15 protein-coding genes are annotated in these 11,120 nt (G+C 65.2%); 3 read left to right on the top strand and 12 right to left on the bottom strand.

Going from position 1 to position 11,120, the window contains the following annotated elements; genetic code table 11:
• Positions 1–663: GAF and ANTAR domain-containing protein (locus tag AC2VOU_RS18555; protein WP_486958686.1), on the top strand; the 663-nt coding region annotated here is incomplete at its 5' end.
• Between the two features lie 12 nt (positions 664–675).
• Here AC2VOU_RS18555 and AC2VOU_RS18560 read toward each other — a convergent pair.
• The 9 genes from AC2VOU_RS18560 to AC2VOU_RS18600 form a co-directional block, all read right to left on the bottom strand.
• The gene (locus tag AC2VOU_RS18560; RefSeq protein WP_486941313.1) at positions 676–981 is read right to left on the bottom strand and encodes a DUF2469 domain-containing protein; all 306 of its coding nucleotides are present in this window, start codon (positions 979–981) and stop codon (positions 676–678) included.
• Entirely contained in the window at positions 981–1,742 is a 762-nt protein-coding gene (locus AC2VOU_RS18565) for a ribonuclease HII (RefSeq protein ID WP_486958687.1), read from the bottom strand. Before AC2VOU_RS18565 ends, AC2VOU_RS18560 begins: the two co-directional genes overlap by 1 nt.
• A gap of 2 nt (positions 1,743–1,744) precedes the next feature.
• Positions 1,745–2,599 carry a signal peptidase I gene (gene lepB / locus AC2VOU_RS18570; RefSeq protein ID WP_486958688.1) on the bottom strand — a complete coding sequence of 285 codons (855 nt, stop codon included), beginning with the start codon at positions 2,597–2,599 and terminating at the stop codon, positions 1,745–1,747.
• 70 nt (positions 2,600–2,669) lie between these two features.
• Positions 2,670–3,011, bottom strand: a complete 342-nt coding sequence (rplS, locus tag AC2VOU_RS18575) for a 50S ribosomal protein L19 (RefSeq protein ID WP_486941316.1) — start codon at positions 3,009–3,011, stop codon at positions 2,670–2,672.
• A 287-nt stretch (positions 3,012–3,298) separates the two neighbouring features.
• Positions 3,299–3,982, bottom strand: coding sequence for a tRNA (guanosine(37)-N1)-methyltransferase TrmD (gene trmD / locus AC2VOU_RS18580; protein ID WP_486958689.1), 684 nt, complete (start codon positions 3,980–3,982; stop codon positions 3,299–3,301).
• Positions 3,983–3,993: 11 nt separating this feature from the next.
• Positions 3,994–4,515 (bottom strand): ribosome maturation factor RimM, encoded by a 522-nt coding sequence (rimM, locus tag AC2VOU_RS18585; RefSeq protein WP_486958690.1) that lies wholly within the window; start codon positions 4,513–4,515, stop codon positions 3,994–3,996.
• Between the two features lie 13 nt (positions 4,516–4,528).
• Positions 4,529–4,771: an RNA-binding protein gene (locus AC2VOU_RS18590; protein ID WP_149373377.1), complete on the bottom strand. Its 243-nt coding sequence runs from the start codon at positions 4,769–4,771 to the stop codon at positions 4,529–4,531.
• A gap of 8 nt (positions 4,772–4,779) precedes the next feature.
• Complete coding sequence (gene rpsP, locus AC2VOU_RS18595) at positions 4,780–5,292, bottom strand: 30S ribosomal protein S16 (protein WP_486958691.1); 513 nt, start codon at positions 5,290–5,292, stop codon at positions 4,780–4,782.
• Positions 5,293–5,483: 191 nt separating this feature from the next.
• Positions 5,484–5,912 (bottom strand): nuclear transport factor 2 family protein, encoded by a 429-nt coding sequence (locus tag AC2VOU_RS18600; RefSeq protein ID WP_486958692.1) that lies wholly within the window; start codon positions 5,910–5,912, stop codon positions 5,484–5,486.
• An 80-nt stretch (positions 5,913–5,992) separates the two neighbouring features.
• Between AC2VOU_RS18600 and AC2VOU_RS18605 the strand changes: the two genes are divergently transcribed.
• Together AC2VOU_RS18605 and AC2VOU_RS18610 are read left to right on the top strand one after the other, a co-directional pair.
• Complete coding sequence (locus AC2VOU_RS18605; protein ID WP_486958693.1) at positions 5,993–6,862, top strand: D-alanyl-D-alanine carboxypeptidase family protein; 870 nt, start codon at positions 5,993–5,995, stop codon at positions 6,860–6,862.
• Between the two features lie 198 nt (positions 6,863–7,060).
• On the top strand, positions 7,061–7,459 hold the full coding sequence (locus AC2VOU_RS18610) for an STAS domain-containing protein (protein ID WP_486958694.1): 399 nt from the start codon (positions 7,061–7,063) through the stop codon (positions 7,457–7,459).
• Positions 7,460–7,462: 3 nt separating this feature from the next.
• Here AC2VOU_RS18610 and AC2VOU_RS18615 read toward each other — a convergent pair whose 3' ends face one another.
• The 3 genes from AC2VOU_RS18615 to AC2VOU_RS18625 form a co-directional block, all read right to left on the bottom strand.
• Positions 7,463–8,059: a TetR/AcrR family transcriptional regulator gene (locus AC2VOU_RS18615; RefSeq protein WP_486958695.1), complete on the bottom strand. Its 597-nt coding sequence runs from the start codon at positions 8,057–8,059 to the stop codon at positions 7,463–7,465.
• A 9-nt stretch (positions 8,060–8,068) separates the two neighbouring features.
• A complete protein-coding gene (locus AC2VOU_RS18620; RefSeq protein WP_486958696.1) occupies positions 8,069–9,865 on the bottom strand; it encodes an N-acyl-D-amino-acid deacylase family protein in 1,797 nt (598 codons plus the stop codon).
• A 381-nt stretch (positions 9,866–10,246) separates the two neighbouring features.
• Positions 10,247–11,120, bottom strand: an 874-nt coding sequence (locus tag AC2VOU_RS18625) for a hypothetical protein (RefSeq protein ID WP_486958697.1), incomplete at its 5' end; no start/stop codon positions are given.

The following is an 11,120-nucleotide window of genomic DNA, read 5'->3' on the forward strand; positions in this document are numbered from 1 at the left end:
TACCAGGGCTCGGAGGCGAGCGAGATTTACGCGGCCGTATGCATTGCGGCCACACTCGTAGTCGCGGGATGCGATCATGCGAGTCTGCTGGTGCGCCGAGACGGTCGCTACGTCACTGTCGGTGCCAGCGACAGCATCGCGCAGCGCATCGACGATATGGAGCGGGCGGCCGGAGACGGGCCGTGTGTCGACGCGATCGAGGAAGAGACGCCGCAGATCGAAACCGACCTCACCAAACCCCGCCATTGGCCACACTTGGCGGCCCGGATGGTCGCCGAAACGCCGGTGCGCGGTGCGATGGGATTTCGCATTCTGGTGGACAAGCGCAAGACCGGAGCGCTCAACCTGTTCAGCGACCGAGCTGGCGTGTTCGACAAAGAGGCGGCCGGGCAGGCCGTCGTGCTGGCCTCGTTCGCCAGCGTGGCAATCAACGCGGTCGCCCAGGGCGAGGACGTCTCGACCTTGCGCCGTGGGCTGCTCTCCAACCGGGAGATCGGTAAAGCCGTGGGAATGCTGATGATGCTGAACGGCGTCGACGAGCAAGAGGCGTTCAACATCTTGCGCCGGTACTCGCAGGATCTGAACATCAAACTGGCCGACGTGGCCCGCAGCGTGATCGAGAACCGCGGCAAACCGATGTTCGGTGAGGAGAACCGGGTTTAGCCCGGTGTCGCGCTAATCGGGCAAACGAAGCTCGGGCTTTTCAACCTCTTCGATGTTGACGTCTTTGAACGTGACGACCCGCACCTGTTTGACGAACCGGGCCGGCCGGTACATGTCCCAGACCCACGCATCGGACAACCGCAGCTCGAAGTAGACCTCGCCGTCGGCATTGCGCGGAAACATCTCCACGCTGTTTGCCAGATAGAACCGGCGCTCGGTTTCCACCACGTAGCTGAACTGGCCCACGATGTCCTTGTATTCGCGGTACAGCGAGAGCTCCATCTCGGTTTCGTACTTTTCGAGATCTTCGGCACTCATCAGCTCAACAGTCCTTCTCCGCCCCGTGGTTGATTGACCGGATCCATCTTTGCGCACTCGTCTTCACTCCGCTGATCCGGCTGGTCGTCGTCGCCCGGCAGGGACCCCGCACGGCGCACGTTGATGAACGAATACCGATGCTGTGGGCACGGGCCCAACTCCGTCAGCGCGGCCGAATGAGCAGCGGTGCTGTAGCCCTTGTGCAGCGCGAAGCCGTAGCCCGGATGGTCCGCCTCCATCTCGACCATCAGCCGGTCGCGGCTGACTTTGGCCAGCACACTGGCCGCGGCGATGCACGCGGCCGCAGCGTCACCGCCGATCACCGGCAGCGACGGCACCGCCAAACCCGGAATCCGAAAGCCGTCACTGAGCACGTAGCCGGGGCGAACCGAGAGCCCGGCCACCGCGCGACGCATCCCTTCGATGTTGGCGGCGTGCACACCGCGCCGGTCGACGTCGGTCGACGGGATGAACACCACGTGGTAGGCCAGCGCGTACCGCCGAATCAGCGGGAACAGCTTCTCCCGCGACTTCTCGGTGAGCTTCTTCGAATCATCAAGAGCGGCAAGGCTTTCCAGCCTGCCAGGCCCCAGTACGCACGCCGCGACCACCAACGGGCCGGCGCATGCGCCACGGCCGACCTCGTCCACGCCGGCCACCGGTCCCAGACCGCTGCGGTACAGCGCGGACTCCAGGGTGCGCAGCCCCCGCGGACCTCCAGCTTTGCGGATCACCGTCCGAGGCGGCCAGGTGGTGGCCATACTTACGGATTCTGCTGCGGGTTCACCGATCGCACAGCACCCCAGCGCGAGGGCGGCCAGACAATGAACCTCGCCTTGCCGATGACGTTGTCGACCGGCACCGTGCCGGCCATCGGGTCCCCGGTGCACAGCAGGCCCTTGATCGCGTCCGCAGGTGTGCTGGTGCAGTGCGCCCGGGAGTCCGCCGAGTGCGTGCGGTTGTCACCCATCACCCACAGCCGCCCCGGCGGGACGTGGACGGGCCCGAACTCGGGCCCCAGGCAGGGGTAGATGGCCGGGTCGGCGTTCATCGTGGCCGGATCCAGATACGGCTCGTAGAGTCGCTTTCCGTCGACCGTGAGCCCGGTGTTGTTGCGGCACTGCACGGTTTGGCCACCCACCGCGATGACGCGCTTGACCAAGTCGTTCTCGTCCGGCGGCACGAACCCGATGAACGACAGCGAGTTCTGCAGCCAACGGATCGCGGAGTTGTGGGACCGAATCGACTTGTATCCGATGTTCCACGACGGCGGACCCTTGAACACGATGACGTCACCGGGGTGCGGCGAACTGAAATCGTAGGTCACCTTGTCCACCATGATCCGGTCGCCGACACAGCCCGGGCAGCCGTGCAGCGTGGGTTCCATCGACTCCGACGGGATCAGGTAGGGCCGGGCCACGAACGTCAGCATGACGTAGTACAACAGCAGCGCGATGAGGGCAAGAACTACGGTTTCCCGGATAGCCCCGCGCTTCTTGTCGTCGTGATCGGTGTCGTCCGCATCCGGCGCCGGAGCGGGCGACGGGGTTGTCACGACATCTGGCTCGGCCGGACCGGAATCGGGTTGGCCTTCAGGCGAGTCGGTCGTGTCAGTCACAGCTTCAGCGTAGCCAGCGCCACTGCGCGGTCCGGCAGGGCCGCCGCAGAAACGCCGACGGTGCCGGAAATCAGCGCTTTTCCTTGATCTTGGCTTTCTTGCCGCGCAGCTCGCGCAGGTAGTAGAGCTTGGCGCGACGAACGTCACCGCGGGTCACGACCTCGATGTGATCGATATTGGGCGAGTGCACCGGGAAGGTCCGCTCGACGCCGACGCCGTAACTCTCCTTGCGGACGGTGAAGGTCTCGCGAACCCCGCCGCCCTGGCGGCGCAGCACCACGCCTTTGAAGACCTGGATGCGCTCTTTGGCGCCCTCGATGACCTTCACGTGCACGTTGATGGTGTCACCGGGGTGAAAGGCCGGGAGGTCATCGCGCAGCGACGTCTTGTCGACGAAGTCCAGGGTGTTCATGTCGGAGACACTTCCTTGCGGTCGCGGCCATTACTGCCGCTCACCGCTGCAGGCGTGTGAGCAGGCAACTCAGCCGATGGGGTCGGACATCTGGGAGTCTCACAGGGGACGGAAGCGAGCCGAACGGTCGACAACCGCTGGAGACAACTGGTCAATTGTGCCAGATCGGGCCCACGCGGCGAAATCGTGGTGCCACGCGCAGGGCGCGAGCGTGCGTGTCTGTACGCGACACGCCGAGTTGAGCCGTACCAGCGGGCACGCTCGTCGGGAGAGACGGAATCCGGACGCTAGCGGCGCTCCCACAGGTCGGGTCTGCGTTCACGCGTCCGGCGCTCGCCGGCCTGCCGCCGCCACGCGGCCACGCGGGCGTGGTCGCCGGACAACAGCACTTCGGGAACGTCGAGTCCCCGCCAGCTCGGCGGCCTGGTGTAGGCCGGGCCCTCGAGCACCCCGTCGGAATGCGAATCGTCTTGATGGGAAGCCGGATTGCCCAACACGTTGGGCAGCAGCCGCAGTACGGCCTCGATCATGACCAGCGCCGCGGATTCGCCGCCCGGCAGCACGTAGTCACCAATGGACACCTCCTCCACCCGCATCCGCGTGGCCGCGTCCTCCGCGACCCGCTGGTCGATCCCCTCGTAACGGCCACAGGCGAACACCAGATGCGATTCGCCGCCCCACCGCTGCGCGGTGGACTGGGTGAACAATCGACCGGCCGGCGTCGGGATGACGAGAAGCGTTTCGCTCGAACAGATCCCATCGAGAGCTTCACCCCACACTGGTGCCTTCATCACCATCCCGGGTCCGCCGCCATACGGCGAGTCGTCAACCGAATGGTGCACGTCGTAGGTCCACCGGCGGAGGTCGTGCACGCCCAACTCGACGAGACCCGACTCGATGGCCTTGCCCGGCAACGACTGTCGCAGCGGCTCCAGATAAGACGGGAAGATCGTGACGACGTCGACTCTCATCTTCGCGCCCCTCAGTTCTCCAAGTCCAGTAGACCGTCGGGTGGATCGATCTCGACGACACCGTCCGCCAACGACACCGACGTCACGATCGCGCTGACGAACGGCACCAGCAATTCGGGGGCCTGTTCACGCTTGACCGCCAACAGCTCACCCGCCGCGGTGTGCAAAACCTCGGTGACAGTGCCTAATTCGAGGCCCGCCGTTGTCTGAACCCGCAAACCTTCGAGTTGGTGATCGTAGTAAGTATCGTCCTCGTCGATGGGCGGCAAATCCGTCGAGTCGACGACGAATACGCTGCCCCGCAGCGCGTCGGCCGCATCGCGGTCGGCCACACCGGACAGCCGCACCAGGAGGCGAACGCCGTGCGGGCGGACCGCCTCCACGGTGTAGCTACCTTCGCGACGATCAGACCCCTTGGCGCGCAGCGTCGATCCCGGCGCGAAACGGAGGGCGGGATCGTCGGTGCGGACGTCGACGACGAGTTCACCGGTGATGCCGTGCGCTTTGACCACGCGCCCGACCATCAACTCCACGCCGAGCTCTCCGCTACTGGTCGGTGTCCACTACGTCGACGCGAATGCCGCGACCACCGATACCGGCGACCAGGGTGCGTAGCGCGGTCGCGGTACGTCCGCCGCGACCGATCACCTTGCCGAGATCTTCGGGGTGGACATGCACTTCGACGGTCCGGCCACGCCGGTTGGTGACCAGATCGACGCGCACATCGTCGGGGTTGTCGACGATTCCGCGGACCAGGTGTTCGACGGCGTCAACGACGACGGTGCTCATGGGCGCACTCAGCTCTCGGTCGCGGGTTCGGCCTGATCGGCGGCGACGACGTCAGCGGCCGGCGCATCGGTGTCCTCGGCAGGCTTCTGCGCTTCGTCGGATTTGGCCGGTTTGTCGGCGGCTTTCTTCGCCGGCGCCTTCTTCTGCTTGGGCTTGGCGGCGTCGGTGTCGGGTCCACCGTCGGCGGCGGCCAGCGCCGCATTGAACAGCTCGAGCTTGGTCGGCTTGGGCTTGGCGACCTTCAACCGGCCCTCGGCGCCGGGCAGGCCCTTGAACTTCTGCCAGTCGCCGGTGATCTTGAGCAGCTTGAGGACGGGCTCGGTCGGCTGAGCGCCCACCGACAGCCAGTACTGCGCACGCTCGGAGTCGACCTCGATCAGGCTCGGATCTTCCTTCGGGTGGTACCGACCGATGACTTCGATCGCGCGGCCTTCGCGACGTGTCCGCGAATCGGCTACTGCGATGCGGTACTGCGGATTGCGGATCTTGCCGAGCCGGGTGAGCTTGATTTTTACAGCCATGGTGAAGCGACTTCTCCTCGAAAGTGTCACGCTGCAATTCAGCGATTCGGGCGGGGGTGCCCGGATCCGGTTTTGCCTCGCGTGTGTGACCGTCGAGCAAGCACCGCTGTGGCGGCGGGTCGCGCGACGGACAGCAGCCTATTGTGCCAGAACCCGTGCTTGAGTCCGAAATTCATGCCGACCGGGGGGTGCTACATGACTTTCTGGAAGCATTTGGTCTCGACACGACGCGTCATTCGCCAGCCGTCGGGGGTCCGAACGAATTCGTCGTCGTACCACAGTCCGCAGAACATGATCTGTTGGTCGGACCCGGAGCCCGGCGGCAAGACCATCGGGTTGAAGCAGATCGTCCGCGACGACGCGGTGTCTGCGTCGATGCGGACCGAGAGATTGCCCAGCATGTGCGCATACATCGGGAAGTTCGGCAGCACCTCGGCCAGCCACGCCTTCACCTGAGGATAGCGGCCTTCGATCCCGCCGAGGGCCGTGTAATCGATGTATGCGTCAGGAGTAAACACGGCGTCGAGATCATCGAAGCGCCGGGTGTCGATCGCGGTCGAGTAGTCCGTGATCAGCTGCTGGATTTCCAGCCGGTCGGAGATTTCGGCGTGACTCAACATCACTCGATTGAACACCTGCCGGCCGGCGACGATGCTGCTTGCCCCTGCAAGCCGAGGAGGAACCGGTAAGGTCCCTGCCCATGCGGATGCTGCTGGCCGCAATCGCGGCCGTTGTGACCTTTGCCGGCTCCGGCACGATGGCCTGGGCCGACGCCGGCGTACAGCCGGTCGGCTCGACGCCGATACCGGACGGCCCGGCGCAGACGTGGCTGGTGGCCGACCTCGACTCCGGCTTGGTGCTGGCCGCGCGGGACGAGAACCTCCGCCACCCACCGGCGAGCACTATCAAGGTGTTGCTGGCGTTGGTGGCGCTCGATGAGCTGAGCCTGGACTCAACCGTCGTCGCCGACGCCGCCGACAGCCATGTCGAGTGCAGTTGCGTCGGGGTGAAAGCCGGTCACAGCTACACGGCGCGCCAGCTTCTCGACGGACTGCTCCTGGTGTCCGGCAACGACGCGGCCAACACACTGGCCGACATGCTTGGCGGCGTGGACGCGACGGTGTCCAAGATGAACGCCAAGGCGGTGTCGCTCGGCGCGGTGAACACCCACGCCTCGACACCGTCCGGCCTGGACGGGCCGGGTGGATCGGGCTGGTCGACGGCCCACGACCTCGCGGTCATCTTCCGCGCGGCCATGGCCAACCCGGTGTTTGCGCAGATTACCGCCGAGCCGTCGGCGACGTTTCCGGGTGATGGTGGAGATCACCCCATCGTCAACCGCGACGAGCTGCTGACCCGCTATCCCGGCGCGATCGGCGGCAAGACGGGGTTCACCGACGCGGCGCGCAAGACGTTCGTCGGCGCCGCGGCTCGCGCAGGACGCCGTCTGGTGGTAGCCATGATGTATGGGTTGGTGCGCGAAGGCGGACCGACTTACTGGGATCAGGCCGCGGGCCTACTCGACTGGGGTTTCGCGCTCAATCCGCAAACGGGAATCGGCACGCTGTAGGGCAGCACCGAAAGTGTCGGTGGTTTCGGCTAGTCTTTCCAGTGCCGGGGGCGCTGCACTGCGCAGAGTTCAATGCGTGTGTCCACGGTGCCCCGTCGACACACGTCGACATCGTCCGTGGGTTGAGTCGACAGCCATTACCAACGATGTCTGCGTTGCGAAGCGTCAACGCGGGTGTCCGTGAGGAATGAGAGATCGATGATGGCCGACAAACAACACGCGACATCTGGTTCGCCAACACCGGCGGACAAAGACGCCTTCTACGCCCACGAAGCTGAGGTCGAGGGGCTCGCGGTGGTGTCGGTTGGCGGAAGCGTGGACATGCTCACCGCCCCCGGGCTGTCCGAAGCCATCGGCGGCGCGCTGGCCAAGCGGCCCAAGGGCTTGATCGTCGACTTGTCCAAGGTCGAGTTTCTGGGTTCGGCCGGTATCAGCGTGCTGATGAAGACCCGCGACACCCTCGGCGACGCCACCCCGTTCTGCGTGGTCGCCGACGGCCCGGCCACCCACCGGCCGCTCACGCTGCTGGGCATCAACGACCTGATGTGTTTGTGCCACCGACTCGACGACGCGGTCAGCAAGCTCAACGACAACTGACGATCAGGCCGGCAGGCCGATTCCGCTCAGCAGCGAAGACAGCAGGGCGATCCGCCGCTCCTCGATCTCGGGCTGAGGCAGCACTGCCCTCAACATCGCCGCTCCGTCGAAGGTGTTGGTCAGCAGTGCAACCAGCACCGGGAAGGTGTCCTCGGCGAGACCGTCGGCTCCGGGGAGTGCGCGCGCGGCATCGCAAATCTTGGTGGTGTACTGCTCGAGCACGAGTTGCAAGGTCGCGCTGAGCTTTTCGTCGGTGCGGGCGGCGATCATCAGCTCGTAGAGCACAGCGTTGGTGGCGCTGCTGGTGATGTCACGCAGGATGGTCAGGCCCGCCTCGATCGCCGGCCGGTCCGACGGTATCGCCGCGACCTGCTTGGTGAACGAATCCAGTTGGCGCCGAAGCACTTCGTAGGCGGTGGCGGCCATGAAGTCGCCCATGGTGTCGAAGTGACGAAACAGTGCGCCGACCGACACCCCGGCACGTTTGGTGATGACTGCCGCCGAGGCCCGCGCGTACCCGACTTCGATGATCGTCGCGATACTGGCCTCGAGCAGGCGCGCCACCGTCTCTTCGCGGCGCTGCTGCTGGGTCCGTGCCATCGTGAAGGCCTACGCGCTCGCGTCGGCGAGTTGCCGATGCCGGAGGCCCGCCCGCAGGTATCGGCCGGACTTCACCGTCGTCCCGTAGCCTTCCCGGAATTCACCGGCGCGGAACACAATCGCGCCACCCACACCGGTCGCCACCACCGCGGCTTCGTTGCGATTGACCATCCGGCTCAGATCGCCGTAGAACGGCACCTTCTCCTCGTGGTAGGCGTCCACCGACTCGTCCAGGCCGGCCGGGTCGATCACGACGAAGTCGGCGCGGTCGCCTTCGCGCAGGGTGCCGGCGTCCAGACCGAACCATTCGGCAACTTCGCCGGTGAGGCGGTACACGGCGCGCTCGATCGTGATGAACGGCCGACCTTGCTGGTAGGCGTCCAGGGTGCGCTTGAGGAATCGCACCGGGAAGTTGTAAAACGCCATGTTGCGCAGGTGCGCGCCGGCGTCGGAGAAACCGAGGTGGATGCTCGGCTCTGTCGCCAGCTTGTCAAGCTGCCTGGGACGATGGTTGGCAACGGTCGTCGTCCAGCGCACGTTGCGCTCGCCATTTTCCACCAGGACGTCGAGGAACGCGTCGAGCGGGTGGAGTTTGCGCTCGTCGGCGATCGCACCGAAGCTCTTGCCGATCAGCGTCTCGTCCGGGCACTCGACGATGACCGCTTCATGAAAGTCCTTGTGCCACAGCGACGGGCCTAGCTTTTTGCGGTCGAATTGGCGGCGGAACCTGCGCCGATACTCCTCGTCGGCCAGTAGTTCGTTGCGCTCCAACTGGTCTCGCAGATGCAGCGCTGCGGTGCCCGCGCCGAACTCTTCGAAGACCGGCAGGTCGATGCCGTCGGAGTACAGCTCGAATGGCACCGGAAGGTGCTGAAAACGCACCTTGGAGCGCAGCAGGAAGTTCATCAGGCGGGTACCCCGGCCGAAAACGTGCACGGCCAGCGGCATCGACTTGGCGTCGGCGGACACCAGCAAGCTCATCCGAACCGCCTTGCGCAGGCCCAACAGTGGGCTGCTCGCGAGGAAGAACAGCAGCGCCGACTCGGCCTTGGCGACATTAGGCGCGCTCTGCAAAATGCGGCCGCGCTTGCGCAAGACCTTGATCAGCGTGCGGCGTTCGCGCCAGGTCGCGAACGTGGACGGCAACGCCCGCGAGCGGAACCGGTCACCGTCGAGCTTGTCGATTGCCGCGTCCATCCCCGACATGCCGAGCATCCCGGCTTTGAGTGCGTCGTCAAGCAGGGTCGCCATCGTGTCCAGCTCAGCGTCGGTGGGCTGGATATCGGGGGTGGTGGCGCGTTCGAGGCCCAGCACCGCAGTCCGCAGGTCCGAATGGCCAAGCAGCGAGCTCACATTCGGCCCGAGCGGCAAATCGTCGATGGCCTTCACGTACTCCGCTGGCGTCGACCAGGTCTTGTTCTGCAGGGCGCCGAGGACGAACGTGCGGGGCACCGCCTCGACCCGGCTGAACAGGTCGGCGGCGTCGTCGGCGTCGGCGTAAACCGTCGACAGCGAGCACATGCCCAGCAGCACCGTGGTGACCCCGTGCCGCACCGACTCGCGCAACCCGGGGTCGAGCAGCACCTCGGCGTCGTAGTGGGTGTGCACGTCGACGAATCCGGGGACGACCCACTTGCCCTTGGCGTCGATGACCTCCGGACAGCCGGTCTCATCCAAGCGGTCGGACTCGGCCCCGGAGACAATTGTGGCCACCACTCCCCCGCGAATGCCCAACGTACGGGTCTGTGGCGCACTTCCGGTGCCGTCAAACCACAATCCGTCTCGAATGATCACGTCGTAGCTCATATGCGCCGCTCCTCCTCAATGGCGCCGCTCATGCGGCGCACTGCCCCGTCGCCGGCGCAGCTCACTGCCGTCCTCCACATCGTTGGGGTGATGCGAATCTAACATAGAGAGTAAGCACTCGCAATCTTTTTTCGTCCGGCCAGCACGGACCCGTCCAGGTTGGTGCGGCCGGACGAGTGGTGCCGCTGCGACATTGCCGAGCCGGAGCCCTAGCCAGCAGCGCGTAAACACGCTGGGACCGCAGGCCCTCGAAGTCGTTGCGGCCGAACGGCGCCGACGTCAGCAACGGCGTCATCTCGTCGCGAATCAATTCGACGTCACAATCGCCCAGTAGGTCGTCAAGCACCACGTAACCCTGCGATTGAAGCTGCGTCATGGCGGTCAACGGGAATCCTGCGCTGATGCCTGGAGCGCCACGTCGGATCCGTTCTGCGCCAGCATGAGTGCGACGAAGCGGTACAAAGCCAACAGCGAGATGAATCCGAACATGAACAGAGTGACGCTGCCGACGGACTCGTTGACCGGATTGAGGAATAGCGCGAACGCGTATGACCCGATGACCACGATGGGCGCGGTGTCGACCCAGCTGAGTGGGCGTACCGATGACCAGGCCAGCGCGTCCTTTCCCAGGGTGGGGAGGAGCACGAATGAGATGACCATGGTGACGACGAAGCCCCAGACCGTCCATCCCACCGGCAGCGCCGGATCGCCGAAGAACGAGTCCTGCGGGGACAGCGCGCGGGACTTGCCGACCCACTCGTATACACCGAACTTGGTGCAAAAACCGTTGGCAAGAAAGGCGATCCAGGCGTGCAGCATCCCGTAGAGCACGCAGCGCCATACCACCTGCCAAGGCCGCAACGTATGCGGATTCACCACGATCTTCCCGTCGAGCACCATATTGACGATCACGTAGACCGGCCATAACAGCGCCGTCATCCCGATTGGAACGATCAGGGGAACGCTTCCGATATGGGGACCCAGCATCGGTAAGTGGCCGTAGCGCAGATCGCCCCAAATGAACCCGCCGAACGTGATGTTGGCCTGTTCGAACGCCCACTCCACCACCGTCGCGATGAGGAAGTACGCAGAAGCGAGTTTCACGCCCAGGTGTTTGAGCATGTGCCCGAACACCGCCACCACAAGCGCGAGCGACGTGATGGTCTGCGGGATCACCGGCAAGCCTGCGCCGCCAGTCGCTATCCCGGACCAGAGAGTCATCACGACCCAGACCACGCAGGCGATACCGAGAGCT

This window comes from Mycobacterium sp. TH-M25, from assembly GCF_057473665.1.